We start from the raw sequence: 16,978 nt of genomic DNA, 5'->3' as shown, positions 1-16,978 counted from the left end.
TTCGGAATTTAAGTCTGCTGGGCACGAACCACTTGAAAACAGAACAAACCTGAGGAACTCACGACTCAAATCTACGACGGGCAGGCGCACAATTTCAGTTTTGTGCCCGGTTTGAGATTTCTACCACTAATACCGTTCCATTGTCGTAAGTTTTCAACAGAAATTCCTGGATATTTTTTTGAGATGGTCCACAACGAGTCGCCACGCTGCACCGTGTGCACCTTCGCCCCTACAGGGATACCCGCATTTCCGGCGCTCGCTCGCGGCATGCGCTCCGGGAATATGGTAAGACGCTGGCCCACCCTTAAGTTGCTTCCGCGGAGCCCGTTCCAGCGCCTAAGCTCACTCACCCCGACCCCGTACTGTTCCGCTATCTTTCCAAGATAGTCACCTTGGCGCACCTTATACCGTATTTTGTTCCGCTCCGCCTCCTCGACCAGTTCCGGAAGGGGGCTCTCCTTACTTTCCAGCTCCTTTTTGACATGCGCGTATATGGCAGCTTCGTTGGCTACAAATCTTCCTATGGCGTATCTGGGCAAACGCAAAGTATGGTGCTCGCCTTCGACAAAAGGAATAACGTTCAGCTTGTAAGAAGGATTGAGCACGCTCAGCTCTTTTTCGCCGACCCCGACAAGTTCGGAAATCTGCTGGAAGGTAATCAGGTTTTTAACACGTACCGTATCGGTCTCGAAGTAGGCGCGTTCAACAGTTTCGCCCTTCAGATCATGTTCGTCGGCATATTCAAAAAGATACATGGTCGCGAGAAAAGCGGGCACGTAACCTGCCGTTTCTCGGGGCAAAAACCTGCGGATGTGCCAATAGTTAGTGGATCCCCCTGACCTGCGAATGGCTTTATTCACATTGCCCGGACCCGAATTGTAGGCCGCCAAGACCAAATCCCAGTCGCCATAGATGTCGTACAGTTTAGAAAGAAACTTGCTGGCGGCTTGAGTGGATTTTATCGGGTCGCTGCGTTCATCGACGTAACTGGATACGTCAAGTTTATATTGCTTTCCCGTTCCGTACATAAATTGCCAAAGGCCCGTGGCGCCCACCCGGGAACGTGCTCTTGGGTTCAAGGCGGACTCCACAATGGCAAGGTATTTCATTTCCAGAGGGATGTCGTGGTTGTCGAGTTCCTGTTCGAATAAAGGGAAATAGAACTGGCTGACGGTCAACATTCTTTCCATAAGCTCCCTCTTCCGAAAGAGGAAAGACTTGATAACGTTTTCCAAGGATGGGTTGTACGCAATGTTGAAAGGTGTCTTTTGGTTCAAACGCTTTAAGCGTGCCTTAAGCGTATCCGTAGACAACGATGTAGGATAGGTCTTCTCGTAATCAAGCTGGGAAACCTCTCGGAACATTTCATCGGAAAGGGATGCATTCTCGTATAGCACTTCCATCCATAAGCTATCATATTTTGCCGCCACGGGAAGGTCTTGCAAGGCATATTTACGAATTGCCCCGTCACGGACCAATTTTAACGCACTGTCGTTCCGGATGGTATCGGATGCCATTTTTTCCATCTGTTCGACACCGTGCATGTCCATTGCCATGGTATCGATTACTACCCTAGAATCATACGTATGGCTTTCTTTGGATGTCGCGAGGGTATCCGCTTTTGATATCGCGGGATAATCCACTTGTTGCGCTATCGCAGGAACGGCACAAACCAAGCTCCAGACCAACGAAAAAAAAGTGCTGTTCTTTGGTGTCATAATCATCTGCTAGTTGAGCATTTATCGATAACGCGCTTATTGGCCCTTTATTGCAGCAATTCCCGGCAGGGTTTTTCCTTCTAGGCTTTCGAGCATTGCGCCCCCTCCGGTAGAGACATAGCTGACCTTGTCATCGAACCCGAATTGTTTGACGGCGGCAACCGAGTCCCCACCCCCGACCAAGGAAAATGCGCCGTTTTGGGTCGCCTCGTCGATAGCCTTTCCAACGGCAATCGTACCTTTGGCGAAGTTTTCCATTTCAAACACGCCTACAGGTCCGTTCCAGAGAATGGTCTTCGCCTTTAGAATGGTTTCCTTAAAGTTTTCCAGGGTTCTAGGGCCGGCATCGAGACCTTGCCATCCATCGGGAATCTTATCGACATCGACCACCTTGGTTTCGGCGTCGTTCGCAAAATCATCGGCGGCCAGAACATCTACGGGAAGGTGTACTTCTACGTTTTTATTTTTCGCCTGTTTCAAAATATCCATGGCGAGATCCATCTTATCGTCTTCACAGATGGAATCGCCTATCTGTCCGCCCTTTGCCTTTATAAAGGTATAGGTCATTCCACCGCCAATAATAAGATGGTCGACCTTGTCAAGAATATTCTCGATAATAGTAATCTTGGAAGACACCTTGGCACCGCCCAATATCGCCAAAACTGGCTTTTCGCCAGTATCCATCACCTTTTCGATAGCCTCGATCTCTTTGGCCAAGAGATAACCAAAACATTTGTTGTCCGGAAAGAAACTGGCTACTACGGTAGTCGAAGCATGGGCCCTATGTGCGGTTCCAAAGGCATCGTTCACGTAAATCTCGCCCAATTTGGAAAGCTGCTCCGCAAAATCGGCATCCCCCGATTTCTCCCCCTCGTGAAAACGTAGGTTTTCTAACAATAACACTTCCCCGGGCCGTAGACCGGCCACCGCATCCTCGGCGCTTTTCCCAACACAATCATCGACAAATTTGACCTTTACCCCAATGATATCGGAGACCGTATCCGCAATATGTTCCATCGACAGATCAGGATCTATCTCCCCGCCAGGCCGTCCCAAATGGCTCATCAGTACGGCACTCCCGCCGTCTTCCAGAACTTTGATTATGGTCGGTTTTGCGGCTTCTATGCGGTTGGTGTCCGTCACCTCAAAACTATCGTCCAAAGGCACGTTGAAATCCACACGGATCAATGCCTTTTTATCCTTGAAATTAAAATCATCTATCGTTTTCATGTTTTTCTGGTTTTATGGGAATAGCAAATGTAATGAAAAGACGGCTGTGCTGAAAGGATAAGAATCGCTTCGCTGAAAGAGGAAAGACCGCTGCGCTGAAAGAGTTAGGACCCTGCCTTGGAAGAGTAAAGTCCACTATTCGAAATGAGTTGGGGCCGCGATGCTGAAAGCGTATATGCGATTCTATTTCAAATCTGGCTGTTTTTAGACCTAGCCTTTAAGGATGCTTCCGTGCACAGGCTCGGGAGTGCTCTCGGTGCCTGGATTCCGTAAAAAGACCCGACTCCTTCAGTCCTTCCCTACTTTGTTTTCCTTCCTCCTATTCTCCCATTCCTTCCATTATTCTTTTAGGCTTACACTATTGCGACCTTCATCCGTCCATTCTTCCGCCTTATCCTCCTTCACTCCGTACCCTGGTACTCCCCTTCCGTCTTCCGTACTCGCTCTTTCGGCCTTTCGTCTATCCTCCTTTTGTCCTTCTTCCTCTGTCCTTTTTCTTTCTCTCGCCCCTTCGATAGCTCGTTGTAAAAATCATATCTTTACCCCCATGCTGTTCAAAGAGATTCTCGGACTCTCCCATATCAAGAACCACTTGACCACCAGCGCCGATGCAGGGCGCATTCCGCACGCGCAGTTGTTCGTCGGGCCAGAAGGTTCCGGCACCTTAGCGATGGCCGTGGCCTACGCCCAGTACCTCGTTTGTTCGAACACCGATGGGGAAAATAACGGCCAAAACCAGGCCTGTAATACCAAGTTCGCTACCTTTTCTCACCCCGATATGCATTTTGCGTATCCGGTGTCCACCTCGGAAAAGGCCAAGAAGCATGCGGTCAGCGACCACTACAGCGAAGAATGGAGGAGTTTTCTGAAAGAGCAACCTTACGGTAACCTCTTTGACTGGTACCGCCTGATCGGTATCGAGAAGAAACAGGGCCAAATCGGGGTCGGCGAGGCCCAGGACGTCGTTAAAAAACTAGCGTTAAAATCCTACGAGGGCGGATACAAGGTGATGCTGATCTGGATGGCCGAAAAAATGAACCTGTCCGCCGCCAACAAGCTACTCAAACTTATCGAGGAGCCTCCGAACAATACCGTTTTCATTTTGATTGCCGAGGACGAAGAACAGATTATCCAGACCATTCGGTCGCGTTGCCAGGTGTTGCATTTTCCCCCGTTGGCGGAAGAGGCGATTGCGAAGGCCCTCGTAGAAAAAGGAGCATCACGCGAAGAAGCCTTACTAACGGCCCACGAGGCCGATGGCAACTTCAACAAGGCGCTGGACCTTTTAAACAAAGACTCGGAAGACCTTATATTCGAAAAGTGGTTCGTGCAGTGGGTCCGCAGCGCCTTTAAGGCCAAGGGCAACAAAGCCGCGGTTCGCGAACTTATCCTTTGGGGAGAAGAGGTGGCAAAGACCGGCAGGGAGACCCAAAAGAATTTTTTACAGTACTGCCTTGCGGTCATGCGTCAAGCCTTGCTGTTTAACTTCAACACGGCAGAACTTACTTTTATGCGATTTCACGTCGATGGCTTTCTCCTGAAGAATTTTGCGCCTTTTGTGCACGAGAACAACATTACCGATATCGTCAGGGAACTGGAAGACGCCATTTACCACATCGAGCGTAACGGCAACTCCAAAATTATACTGACCGACCTTTCGATAAAATTGACGCGTCTTTTGCACCGGCCTGCCGCAACACAAGCTCCTTAGCTAAACCACTATGAATTGAAACTCCATAGGTTTCAAAACGGCAATAAAATTGCAGGGTTTTACCTTTAACCTGACGAAAAAGCCCATAAACAATCTTCGGAGAATTTCTATTAAACTCCCGCCCAAAAGCTCGGTCCCTCTTTTCGGAGTTAGAACAGGGGGGATTAAACCCTTTTGATCAAAGCGCGAAGAGACCAACGTTTTTTACAATTGGCCACAAAACCGCAATCCCCACGAATTAGGGCATGGAGTGTTTAATCGATAGTTATGCTCGACGCGGAACCACGGCGTTATTTTCCACTATCAACGTCCCGACGGTGGACCTTTGAGTTCGAACCTATTTGGTGTACTTCTCGTTCAAGATTTCGACCAGCTCATCGGTAAGGTCATTGGTCTCGGTGCCGTAGAGTACACTTCCGCCGTCACCACCGCCTAAAATATAGGTGTACCCGTTGGCCTTGCCGTAGGCTTCAATCTCTTTTTTCACCTTGCCCACGACACTGTCCATCTCGGTTTGTCCGCTCGCCTGCAATTGTTGGTCTTCCTGTTGCAACTGCTGCCCTATCATCTGACCGCGTTGTTGCATTTCGGCATACTGCTCCTGTGCTTTTTTCTGCGACATTTTTTCGGCTTCTGTCTGAAAAGCTTGGGCCTCTTGCTGAAAAGCCTGCGATATACTGTCACGCTTTTTGTTCAAGGCATCCGCTTTGACCTTAAAATCTGCCTCCACATCCATTTTGCCTTGATACTCGTCCATCAGCCTTACATTGTCAACATATCCAATTTTCGTCTGCTGGCATGAAACCAGGCCTACTACGGCAAAAATCATTAATAGGTTCCTTCTCGTCTTAAATTTCGTTTTCATCTTGATAAATTCTGATTAATGTAATTATAGTTCAAATGTTAGCAGCGCAAAAATAGAAAAGGTTTTCCAAGGAGCGCAACCCCCTGCGAATAATTAGACCATATCGACCTTGCTCGGTTGGGTTGCTACGAATCGTCTGTAGGAGTATTGAAACGCTAAATGCGGAAGAGGGAAAGGTCGCGTCATGATCGGCAAATCTGAATAGCGTACAATCAAACAAATATAAACTGTCTCAAACCGGAATGTTCCCGGATTATGATCGGTCGTCCAATGTTCTGTCACATGCATCTACACTTGTAAAAATTTGCATTTTTGGAGGGTCTCAAGATACCGGGTTCTTATAAAAGGAAAACTAGCCACAAAGCCAATAACATAAACATAATCTATCTTAGAATTCTTAACGATTGTCAGCCCCTATTGAACAAGGGCTGTAGAAACGCCATAAATTTGTAGGTAATCAAACCAGCGATAGCGGAACATGATGAAAGGTGAGAACGCCCGTTAAATGGCCTTAAACAGCTTCAAAACCAATTCCTCCCCCGATAATTTCCAATGGCGTCGAAATTTAAGTGTTTTAAAATTTCTTCACTAGATTTTACCAACTCTCTCTAACGGGGGTAATGTAACGGAGATTCATTATTCGAAAACAATTTTGCACGGTTAGTTTTCTGATACGTCCTCGTTAATTTAGTTTGCTCGTCGCAACCTGATGGCGTACTCTTAGGTCACTTCTTTCCCAGCACATAGATAATGGAGGAATGTTCTTTGGTAAGCCAGCCGGAAATATTGGAGAGCGTGCCTCTGTACAGGGCTCTAAAAAAATGCTGTCTGCCGGTCATGTATTTTTCGGAAAGCAATGAAACATAGTATGGATCAAATACCATAGGTGAAGTGCGCACTACCTTCATCCCGTGTTTCGCGAAAAGTTTATCGATAGCGGTTCTTGAAAAATGCCAAAGATGGCGTGGCACATCATAGGCAGCCCAGAACTCTTTGTAATGTCGAGCGTCGTAGGATCGATAATTAGGTACAGCCACTATCAGCACGCCCTCGTCCGCCAAATGCCGGAGCAACTTAGCAATCTGTTTTTCGAGATCGGGCAAATGTTCGAGCACATGCCATAGCGTTATTACCTGAAACTCTTTTTCGGGCAATTCACCCATGGAAGGCAAAAGCTCCATTTTCTTTTCCCTGGAACGCAGACGAGCGTCACGACTGGGTTCTACCCCATCAACCGACCATCCATTGTTCTTGGCGGCCACCAAAAAATCACCGGTACCCGCCCCGACATCCAACAAGGATTTGTTGCGGTTTGCGTAAGTATTTATTAGCCTAATCTTCATCCATAGGCTAAAGGATTTCACACGTTGATACAGCTTGTCAGCCAAGGTTTGGTCCGCATCCGTGTGGGAAATATAGGTCTCACTCTCATAATAAGGATTCAGGTTCTCCGGTTGAGGCCGGGTCACTAACATTTGCAAATCCTCATCGAGTAGCAGTTCAAAAGCTTCCCCGGATACCGAATAATCCTTTAATTTCAAAAATGGCTTCATTGCATTCTAAAGGATATTTGTATTAGACCTTACGTTCCACGTGGAACATGGGGCTGGTCATCGCCCTAAATAAACCAAAAGGACACTTATATCCGAAGGGTTCACCCCACTCACCCTACCGGCCTGCGCAATGGTAACCGGCTGAACATCCTGCAACTTCTCCCGAGCTTCAAAGGACAAGGATTTTAGTTTGGAGTAATCAAAATTTTCAGGGATTTTTACATCCTCTAACCGCTGCAACTTGTCCGCATTCATTTTTTCCTTGGCAATGTATCCGGCGTATTTGACTTGGATTTCTGTTTGCTCCAACACTTCCCTATTCATCGCGTTGCCGTCAACAAAATTGGAAACCGGCTCCAATTCCAACATATGCTCCATTTTGACCTTAGGTCTGGAAAATACTTTGAACATCTTGTCGGATTGCTTGACCAAAGAAGAATCCAGCCGGTCCAAAATAGGGTTTATATCTTTGGGCAGCACGCTAGTGTGCTTGAAAAAATTGACAAATGCTTGGGATTTGCGCTCTTTATCTTCCATTTTCCTTAGCCGTTCCTCGCTTGCAAGACCGACCTCATACCCCTTAGGCGTTAACCGTAAGTCCGCGTTGTCTTGCCGCAACAAGGTTCTATATTCAGCCCTTGATGTGAACATCCGATACGGCTCTTCTGTTCCTTTTGTAATCAGATCGTCAATCAAGACGCCAATATAAGCTTCATCTCTTTTTAAAATTAAGGACTCCCTGTCGTTCAGCTTTAAATGGGCGTTGATGCCGGCCATTAATCCCTGTGAAGCGGCTTCCTCGTAGCCGGTGGTGCCGTTGATCTGTCCAGCAAAGTAAAGATTGTCGACCAGCTTGGTTTCTAAGGTATGTTTAAGCTGGGTAGGAGGAAAGTAATCATATTCAATGGCATAGCCCGCCCTAAAAAACTTGACCTTTTCAAAACCTTTAACCGTTTTCAAGGCTTTAAACTGCACATCTTCCGGCAGAGAGGTGGAAAAACCATTGACGTAGACCTCGACTGTATTCCAGCCCTCCGGTTCAACGAAGAGTTGATGGCTTTCCTTATCCGCGAATCGATGGATTTTATCTTCAATGGAGGGACAATAACGTGGTCCAACGCTTTTGATCCGGCCATTGAACATGGGCGAACGCTCAAAGCCCTCGCGCAACAAATCATGCACCTGGGTACTGGTGTGGCTCATATGACAATCCCGTTGTTGTGTCAAGAACGGAGTATCCAAATAAGAAAATTTGTCTGGATTCTTATCCCCAGGTTGTGGAATCATGACGGAATAGTCTAGCGATCGGCCGTCGACTCGGGGCGGTGTTCCCGTCTTCATCCGACCGGCCTCGAACCCGAAATCCATCAACTGCTCAGTGATTCCCGTAGCTGCTCGCTCTCCTGCCCTGCCCCCACCGAATTGTTTTTCGCCGATATGGATGAGTCCGTTTAAAAAGGTGCCGTTAGTGAGAACGACTGCCCTCGACTTGATCTTCAGACCCAGCGACGTTCGCACCCCAACTACCTTGCCCCCCTCGACGAGAAGCCCGCTTACCATTTCTTGATAAAAATCGCAATTCGGGGTGTTCTCCAGGGCAAGTCGCCATTCCTCGGCAAAGCGCATTCGATCGCTCTGGGCCCGGGGACTCCACATGGCTGGACCTTTGGACTTGTTAAGCATCTTGAACTGGATGGCGGATTTGTCGGTTATGATCCCGCTATAGCCTCCCAGAGCATCTATCTCGCGCACAATTTGCCCCTTGGCAATACCGCCCATAGCGGGATTGCAGGACATCTGGCCAATGGTCTGTAGGTTCATGGTCACCAGTAGGGTTTTAGAACCCATGTTGGCAGCTGCAGCTGCCGCTTCTGCACCAGCGTGGCCCCCGCCCACTACAATTATGTCATATCTTTCTGCAAACATTCTGTCTTGTTTTTGATACGCTGCCATTTCGGGCGAGCGATCTCTGCACGTTCAAGCCGTAAAGGCTTGCATTTTTTACCGCCTGTCGGCAAGACGCCAATTGAACAAATCGCAACTAAAGTTGCCGCGAGGGGCATACCCTGTTTCCGACAAATTGACAAAAAGCATCAGGGTCTGCCGCCACGCCCTAATGCCTGCCTGACAATTATAAAACTCGATACAACGAATCGCCCTGCACATTATTGTTCCACGTGGAACAATTTAATTTTCTCTTCTTCCTTAGCCCGCATTTCCGCCTTCTCGACATCTGAGCCATCCTTGTAATTGAACAGGTGGAGTACGCCATGTGCCATCACTCGAAGCAGCTCACTTTCCCATGCTACATTATAAAATTGCGCGTTGTCCTTGACCCTGTCGATGGAGATAAAAATATCTCCGCCCACCTGCTTCCCCTCTCTATAATCAAACGTAATGATGTCGGTAAGCGTATCGTGCGACAGATATTTTCTATTCATTTCCAAAAGGTAGGCATCGGTGCAAAATATATAATCAATCCGCTTGGACAGTCCTCCCTCGGAGGCGATTATCCTATTTATCCAATCGGCATAGTTGGAATCGTTTTCCAGCCGAAAATCCGTTTCGTAGTGAAACTCAATCATCGCCACTAAAATAGTCTTTTACCCTGTTTTGAAAATTGGGCCGCAAAGGTAAGGCTTGCCGATTTAAAATCTCAATATCGTTACGATAATTCTTCAGGGCATCCGGTTTGGTAAGGATAGGGTTGTTAAAGCTTTTGGTGTTGGTATTGCTTTCGCGTTCTCTTTTACGGCCTTGCTTCAAGGCGGCATTTTCAAGTTTTAGCAGTTCGTATTGAATGTTGTTAATCTTGGATATACTCCTTTGGGTGATGCCGTTTTCCAATAGATCGTTCTCAAAATCCTCCATTTGTTCAAGCAACTTTTGACCCAGTTTCTTATCGCCGGCGTCAATCAAATCCTGCAACTGCTGCTCAAGTTGTTGACGGATCATCTGCTGTTCTTTGTATATCTCATAGATTTCCTGAAGTTCGGCCTCGCTGGGCTGGCCTTGCCCTTGTGTGCCACCGTTGCCGTTTTCGCCTTGAGAGCCGCTTCCTTGCTCCCCCGCCACGTTTTCACCGCCCTGACCTTCCTGGCCCTTGCCCTGTTTATTTCCCTCCCCGGACTGGGAGTCTCCCTCGCCGGCACCTTCCTGTTGGCCTTCTCCCTGCTGGCCCTTGCCTTCTCCCTCTTGTTGCTGTGCCTTCCCTTGTTGGCCCATTCCTTCCATCTTTTCTTTTAGTTCACCTTGGCCCTTAATAATGTCTGGCAGTTGAAAATCCTGTCCTTGTCCCTGCCCTTTCCCGGTCATCATACTCTGCTGCATATTGTCGAGCATGTTCGCCAAAAAATCGGCCAAGCTGTTGGAAGCGTTCATTACATACTTCTGATAGGATGCACCTTGATAAATTTGGTTTTCCGCCATGCTCTCCAAAGCCTTGTCCACATTGAAATAGACCTCAGCAACTTGCTCGTTCACAAACTCCGAAAGCTCTGCCCGACGTAGTGACAAAGCGAAAAGACTGTCATCAACATGCCCGAACAGCTCACGCAACTCCTGCTGCTCCCTCACAGTTTCCGAAAATTGGGCGTTGTCTGCATCCGTATTTTCCAGCTTGTCGTACAGCGCCTCTTGCTTAAACGAAAATGTGATTAGGTTGTCCAATATCTGTCTCAGCATTTCGGCATCTTCGGTAATACTCGATCCGCCGGATCCTCCAGAAGCGGATTTCCCGAGCTCCTCGCTCATCTGTTTCATCTTCTCCGCAGCTGATTTCTGCTTCCTGCTCGCCCCTTGGGCGGCCTTTTCCATCTCTTCGGATTGGGAGGATTGTTCGGTGCCCTGATGTTTGTTGATTTGCTCCAGCGCATCTTTTTGGTCCTGTTTTACGCCTTCCTTTTTGCTAGGGTCGATCTTTAGCTCGACCGGTTTTTTAAGCCTGGCGTTATCCTTCTCCAGCTCCTCAAGGTCTTTGGCCAATTGCTCGAATTTTTCATTTAATTTCCGCTGTTCCGTGTCTGAAAACTCCTCCCCCAATTTCAATTGGGAAAGGATTTCCTGGCGTTCGGCCTCTTCAGCTAGGTCCTTGGCCAACTGGGCGGCCTTTTCGGTCACATAATACCGTTTGGTCAATTCTAAGAGCTGTTCAAGGTTCCGCTCGCTACTTTGCTGTTTTTTGCCGAGTTCTTCAAGGCGTCTGGTCAACTCCTGCTTATCGATTTTATCGGCGACCTTGTTGAGTTGCTCAAGCAGTTTTTCGTTCTTTTTGGCCTCGATTTCCTGTCGTTCCAAACGCTCCTTTAGCAGCTTGTTCATTTGGTCGTCTTCCTGTCCCTTATCCAGATTTTCCTTCAGCTGCTTGCTGAATTTCTGCATCATGTTTTCTTGCCGTTGCTGCTTTTGCAGAAAATCCTTGATCTGGGCCTGCTCGTTGAAATTCAACCGCTTTTTCTCTTTCTGCTCCCTGTTGATTTCCTTAAGGGTTCTTTGCTGCTCCTTGAACGTATTCAAAGACTGTCCCAGGCCCTTGATAAGGGACTGTTGGGACTGAAGCTCGCTATTCCGCAACTGACCTTCGTCAAGCAATGTTGTGGAAAACAATTGACTTTTTGCAGTCTTACCCTTGTGAAGGGCATCATTGTCCGTGGCCGCGAAATAGTAACTGTAGCGCTGTCCGGATTCAAGCTCCAAACCCGACGGAAAGGTGTAATAAAACTGACCAAAGTTCGCATTGGGTTTGGTGAGCGGGACAACTTGCCGCTTTTCGGGTTGGTCTTCGGGATAACAGACCAGTCGTATATTCCTCAACTTATAGTCATCGGAAGCCTCTCCTGCGTAGTAGGATATATTGGGATTTAAGGAATCCCTGACCTGTTTGACCTTTATGACAGGATACGCATCTTTGACCACGTTAAATCGATATTCCAATTTTTCATAATCCTGTACATTTTTATTGGAAGTGGACAGCTCGTACGGATAATCCGCATATATGCGTTGCGAAAGGTCGAACCGGTCATCCTGCTTGTTAAAGCTCATGGTGGTATCCTTGGCAGTCAATTGAATGTTCTCGGTATACTGTCCTTCTATCTCCCAAGAAACCTCGGTTCCTTCCGGAAATATAGCATTACCGGTGCTTCGAAGCACTTCCGAGGAACGATTGGTATAGTCAGGATAGTCCAACCGCATTTTAAACCCTTTTATGGACGGGGTGCTCAACGCGTTCAATATATACGGCTTGGATCGGACACCATTGGCAGTAAAGAAGAATTCCGCTTTCTTTAACGGAGGAGTTAAGGTATAGCGATACCGCCCGTTTTGTTTTTGTAGCAATGAGCTTGTCCCGTTGATATTGATATAAACCTCCTCAGGCTGGATACTGCCTTCCGTAACCACCTCAATTGCAAATGCTTCCGTATCCAGTACGCTTAAATCTGTGGATAATAATCTAAAATGAAAGGGAGCCGGGGGTTCATACGCCAAGTCATAGTTGACAACACGGTCCGCAGACCCGAAAAAAGACATTAGGCTGCCCGACAACCAAATCAGACCGAACAGTACAATCGGTATGATCAGGAATTTGGTATATTTAAGGGCATCCCGCAAATCCACGGCTTTTGCAAACGGAATCGGGGCCATATTTTCCGATCGCTGGACCATGCTCGCCATTAGCAAATCGGACTGGCTTTTGTCCTCGGCCAAATCCAACAGGTTATACAGCTTATCCCCGACTTCCGGAAAGTGCTTTCCGATCAAGAGCGAGGCCTGTTTGTTGCTGATTCCCTGACGGAGTTTGAAAAGGAAGAACAGCGGAGTGAGGATGAACCGGTACAGCAAATAGCCTTCTATCGCGACGAACGACATAAGCAGGATAAAGCGTCCGGTTGAATCCAACCATAAAAAATACTCCACCCCAAGTACGACGAACATGAAGAGCAGGCCAAGTACCAGAAATAACAGGAGACCCTTGACCAACATCTTGGTGTAGTACTTCCGTGTAAACTGGCTGAGCTTATTTAATATGATTTTATAACCGGCCATAGTAGTCAAAGATACGGAAATTGCCCCGGATGCATCCATCGTGGCTTTCCTGTAGGAAATTCTCCTTGTAATTTCAGATTCAGTACCCTAAAGGGACGGTCGGTATTTGTTATCTTTGCTGTATGATAGAAAAGCCAAGGGTACGTTTTGCCCCCAGCCCCACGGGGCCGTTACACATAGGCGGTGTCCGCACTGCCCTATTTAATTATCTCTTCGCCAAAAAGCACGACGGAGCCTTTATCCTACGCATCGAGGATACCGATCAAAGCCGTTTTGTCGCCGGGGCCGAGCAGTATATCGTGGAGGCCTTGAAATGGTGTGGGATTTCTTACGATGAGGGGCCGGACAAGGACGGCGGCTACGGACCGTACCGCCAAAGTGAGCGCAAGCACCTTTATCAGCGCTACGCCGAGGAACTTGTCGAAAAGGGAAAAGCCTATTACGCCTTCGATACACCCGAAAATCTGGACGCCCATCGAAAAAATCACGAGGCCAAAGGCAAAACATTTATCTACAACTGGCATAACCGGTTAAAACTGGACAATTCGTTATCCTTGACACCGGAGGATACGCAAAAGCGATTGGACGCCGGAGAAGAGCACGTAATCCGTTTCCTTTCTCCTCCCGATGAGACCCTTCGGCTACAGGATTCCATACGCGGCGACATTGAAATCGACACCAATACGTTGGACGATAAGGTGCTATTTAAAAGCGATGGAATGCCCACCTATCATCTGGCCAATATCGTTGACGACCATTTGATGGAAATCAGCCACGTCATACGCGGCGAGGAGTGGCTGCCTTCCCTTGCCCTTCACTGTCAGCTTTATGACGCTTTTGGATGGAAGGCTCCCGAATTTGCCCATCTGCCCCTGATACTAAAACCTTCCGGAAACGGAAAGCTGAGTAAACGCGACGGGGAGAAAGGAGGCTTTCCCGTGTTTCCGTTGACATGGAAGGATGCCCCGGGGTACAGGGAGAACGGTTATTTTCCGGAAGCTGTGGTCAACTTTTTGGCGTTCTTGGGATGGAACCCCGGTACGGAGCAGGAACTATTCAGTTTGAAAGAGCTCGTTCAGGCCTTTAGCCTTGCACGGATCAACAAGTCCGGGGCGCGATTCGACCCTAATAAGACCGTATGGTATAATCACCAATATTTGCAGGCAAAGAGCGATGACGAGTTAGCCGAGCGGTTTAGACCGATTTTAGTCGAGCACGTGGATTCACTTCGCGATGAAGACAGTGACGATTTAATGGGAGCGGCTCGACCTGATAGGGTCAGACATGTTGTCTCATTGATAAAGGAAAGGGCTGACTTCGTCTCCGAGTTTTGGGAACTATCCCATTATTTTTTCATCGCCCCAACATCTTACAACGAAAAAGCGGTGAAAAAACAATGGAAAGACGGTACCCCGGACATTCTGAACCGACTGGTATCTTTTTTGGAAACCATAGAGGACTTCTCATCAAACAATTTGGAAAGCCATGTAAAGGAATGGATTGGCGAACAAGAGCTCTCTTTCGGAAAGGTCATGCCCCCATTGCGTTTGGTCATTGTCGGGGACATGAAGGGTCCGCACCTGTTCGATATCATGGGACTGATCGGGAAAAAGGAGAGTATTCAACGGATTCAAAAGGCCGTTGTCGTTTTGGATTGACGACTGTGGTCGTCAATCCTAAAATGTCCTTCTTGGCCTAAGAGTCACCAAAACCTCGTTCCGATAAGAGCCGATTAGAAGTACCATCAAGTGCTGGAAACGTTTGAGTTGAACTCCTGTGAGTAAATCAGCTCGATTTGTTGGCCCATTAGCTTTCATAATCCATGGGTTTCATCAAAAAAGATGGAGATTGCACCTTGATGGGATAAACATCCATAAAAAAGAGCAACTATATAATAAAGTCTCAGTATCTTCATTCCATCTAACATAAAACCAACATCATGGGCAGTTTCTTTCTTATCCCTGTAATCCTTATAGCAGCGGTCATCCTTTTCTCTTCCTTCTTTATTGTAAAACAGCAGACTGCAGTGGCCATCGAACGCTTCGGCCGGTTTCAGAGTATTCGCGGATCGGGACTCCAACTGAAAATTCCGCTTGTTGACCGTATCGCGGGACGGTTAAGCCTGAAAATTCAGCAATTGGATGTTATTGTGGAGACAAAAACTCTAGACGACGTGTTCGTCAAGCTCAAGATATCGGTACAGTATGTGGTGTTGAAGGATAAGGTCTATGAGGCCTTCTATAGGCTAGAATACCCGCACGAGCAGATAACCTCCTATGTTTTCGATGTGGTGCGTGCAGAGGTGCCCAAAATGAAACTTGACGACGTTTTCGTAAAGAAGGATGACATTGCCATTGCGGTGAAGACCGAATTGCAGGAGGCCATGTTCGATTACGGGTTCGATATCATAAAAACTTTGGTGACTGACATTGACCCCGATGCCCAGGTCAAGAACGCCATGAACCGCATCAATGCATCGGAGCGCGAAAAGATTGCCGCCCAGTTCGAAGGGGACGCCGCCCGTATCCTGATCGTCGAAAAAGCCAAGGCCGAGGCGGAAAGCAAGCGGCTGCAAGGTCAGGGAATAGCCGACCAGCGCCGGGAGATTGCCCGCGGGCTGGAAGAGTCCGTAGAAGTGCTGAACAAGGTCGGCATCAACTCGCAGGAAGCCTCGGCCCTTATCGTGGTCACCCAGCACTACGATACCCTACAGTCCATCGGGGAAGAGACAAATACCAACCTTATCCTCTTACCCAATTCCCCCCAGGCCGGCAGCGATATGCTGAACGATATGGTCGCATCGTTTACTGCCAGCAATATGATCGGGGAAGAAATGAAGAAGAAAAATCCCAAGGGCAAAGGGGATTGACCGGTATTTTCCCAAAAAAAAGCCCGATGAAGTTCATATCATCGGGCTTTTTTAATGTAAATTGAGTTAGCTTTAGCCTTTATTGCTACTAAAACGATTGACCACCTTCTTGGCGACAACGGAAATTAAGAACTTTTTGACTATTCCGCCAACACCGCCCAACAAACTGGTCGGATAAAGGTTGCTCTTGGTTTGCTGAAAGGTCAGCTTAAGATTTTCCACGGCGATATCGCGCTCTAGCTTCAAAATTTTGAGATCTTGATCGATTTCTTCGAAAGAGCTGTATTTCTTTGGTATCATATTTCATCAAAATAAAATTTGGAAAGCTTCTTAAGCATAGATTTTCGGTATAAGTTCCGGGTCAAATATAAGAGAAGACCAATGATGACATATACTCCACCTACAGCTAAAAATCCGAGGTAGGTATCCCCCAACTCGTTTCCCGCCCAAAATCCGGCACCGATGGAGAGAAATAGCATGGCGAATATCAAGGCAATGCCCACCGAAAGGAACTTCACAAGACCTATAAAGCTCTTAGAAAGCACCTTGAAGCCCCTGAGCTTATAGAATTGGCTGCTCGTTTCAATATAAGAACGCGCGTTGGCCTCGGCTTCCGAGAAATTTTCCTTTAACTCATCGAACGCCATACATTATTTCTGAAGTTGCGCATTTTTTTTCCTCAAATCTTCCAACTTCGCTTCTAGCCCTAAAATTATATCATCGGCCTTATAGCTCATGTTGGAGATGGTCTTGTCTAATTTTGCTTCGAAATCAACCTTCTTGGCCTCGGCCGTTTTGGTCAGTTCGTCAGTAGCCTGCGAAATCCGGTTGGCAATATCCTCTTTGGTCTTTTTGGCTTGCTTGCCTATTTTTTTGCGGGTGTTATCGCCTTTATCAGGTGCGTATAGTATTCCGACCCCGGCACCAATCGCGGCTCCGGTCAATAAGGCTAACATGATACTTCCACTATCTTTTGACATAATTTTTGAA

At 47.5% G+C, this 16,978-nt stretch carries 13 protein-coding genes; 3 read left to right on the top strand and 10 right to left on the bottom strand.

What is annotated here, in order from left to right:
• Positions 1 to 71 precede the first annotated feature (71 nt).
• Together RQM65_RS09585 and RQM65_RS09580 are read right to left on the bottom strand one after the other, a co-directional pair.
• Positions 72 to 1,718: a LysM peptidoglycan-binding domain-containing protein gene (locus RQM65_RS09585; protein ID WP_314014513.1), complete on the bottom strand. Its 1,647-nt coding sequence runs from the start codon at positions 1,716 to 1,718 to the stop codon at positions 72 to 74.
• Between the two features lie 36 nt (positions 1,719 to 1,754).
• Positions 1,755 to 2,948, bottom strand: coding sequence for a phosphoglycerate kinase (locus RQM65_RS09580; RefSeq protein WP_314014511.1), 1,194 nt, complete (start codon positions 2,946 to 2,948; stop codon positions 1,755 to 1,757).
• Positions 2,949 to 3,495: 547 nt separating this feature from the next.
• On the opposite strand from RQM65_RS09580, the gene holB reads away from it, so the two are divergent.
• Positions 3,496 to 4,659, top strand: coding sequence for a DNA polymerase III subunit delta' (gene holB / locus RQM65_RS09575; protein ID WP_314014510.1), 1,164 nt, complete (start codon positions 3,496 to 3,498; stop codon positions 4,657 to 4,659).
• Between the two features lie 337 nt (positions 4,660 to 4,996).
• On the opposite strand, the gene RQM65_RS09570 is transcribed toward holB, so the two are convergent.
• The 5 genes from RQM65_RS09570 to RQM65_RS09550 form a co-directional block, all read right to left on the bottom strand.
• The gene (locus tag RQM65_RS09570; RefSeq protein ID WP_314014508.1) at positions 4,997 to 5,524 is read right to left on the bottom strand and encodes an OmpH/Skp family outer membrane protein; all 528 of its coding nucleotides are present in this window, start codon (positions 5,522 to 5,524) and stop codon (positions 4,997 to 4,999) included.
• A 725-nt stretch (positions 5,525 to 6,249) separates the two neighbouring features.
• A complete protein-coding gene (locus RQM65_RS09565; RefSeq protein ID WP_314014506.1) occupies positions 6,250 to 7,077 on the bottom strand; it encodes a class I SAM-dependent methyltransferase in 828 nt (275 codons plus the stop codon).
• A gap of 57 nt (positions 7,078 to 7,134) precedes the next feature.
• Positions 7,135 to 9,003 carry a tRNA uridine-5-carboxymethylaminomethyl(34) synthesis enzyme MnmG gene (gene mnmG, locus RQM65_RS09560; RefSeq protein ID WP_314014504.1) on the bottom strand — a complete coding sequence of 623 codons (1,869 nt, stop codon included), beginning with the start codon at positions 9,001 to 9,003 and terminating at the stop codon, positions 7,135 to 7,137.
• 239 nt (positions 9,004 to 9,242) lie between these two features.
• Complete coding sequence (gene ybeY / locus RQM65_RS09555) at positions 9,243 to 9,662, bottom strand: rRNA maturation RNase YbeY (RefSeq protein ID WP_314014503.1); 420 nt, start codon at positions 9,660 to 9,662, stop codon at positions 9,243 to 9,245.
• Positions 9,655 to 13,119, bottom strand: coding sequence for a DUF4175 family protein (locus RQM65_RS09550; RefSeq protein WP_314014502.1), 3,465 nt, complete (start codon positions 13,117 to 13,119; stop codon positions 9,655 to 9,657). Before RQM65_RS09550 ends, ybeY begins: the two co-directional genes overlap by 8 nt.
• 122 nt (positions 13,120 to 13,241) lie before the next feature.
• On the opposite strand from RQM65_RS09550, the gene gltX reads away from it, so the two are divergent.
• Together gltX and RQM65_RS09540 are read left to right on the top strand one after the other, a co-directional pair.
• Positions 13,242 to 14,777: a glutamate--tRNA ligase gene (gltX, locus tag RQM65_RS09545; protein ID WP_314014500.1), complete on the top strand. Its 1,536-nt coding sequence runs from the start codon at positions 13,242 to 13,244 to the stop codon at positions 14,775 to 14,777.
• Positions 14,778 to 15,058: 281 nt separating this feature from the next.
• Positions 15,059 to 15,988, top strand: coding sequence for an SPFH domain-containing protein (locus RQM65_RS09540; protein ID WP_314014498.1), 930 nt, complete (start codon positions 15,059 to 15,061; stop codon positions 15,986 to 15,988).
• A gap of 72 nt (positions 15,989 to 16,060) precedes the next feature.
• Here the strand turns inward: RQM65_RS09540 and RQM65_RS09535 are convergent, their stop codons facing one another.
• Genes RQM65_RS09535 through RQM65_RS09525 form a run of 3 tightly spaced genes read right to left on the bottom strand, consistent with a single transcriptional unit; the run spans position 16,061 to position 16,968 of the window.
• A complete protein-coding gene (locus RQM65_RS09535; protein ID WP_314014496.1) occupies positions 16,061 to 16,288 on the bottom strand; it encodes a DUF6327 family protein in 228 nt (75 codons plus the stop codon).
• On the bottom strand, positions 16,285 to 16,635 hold the full coding sequence (locus RQM65_RS09530; RefSeq protein ID WP_314014494.1) for a phage holin family protein: 351 nt from the start codon (positions 16,633 to 16,635) through the stop codon (positions 16,285 to 16,287). The genes RQM65_RS09535 and RQM65_RS09530 overlap by 4 nt, the downstream gene beginning before the upstream one ends.
• Positions 16,636 to 16,638: 3 nt before the next feature.
• Positions 16,639 to 16,968, bottom strand: a complete 330-nt coding sequence (locus RQM65_RS09525; protein ID WP_314014492.1) for a YtxH domain-containing protein — start codon at positions 16,966 to 16,968, stop codon at positions 16,639 to 16,641.
• Positions 16,969 to 16,978: the final 10 nt, after the last annotated feature.

This window comes from Pricia mediterranea, from assembly GCF_032248455.1.
GTDB lineage: Bacteria > Bacteroidota > Bacteroidia > Flavobacteriales > Flavobacteriaceae > Pricia > Pricia mediterranea.
This window is presented reverse-complemented; position numbering and strand designations above follow the sequence as displayed.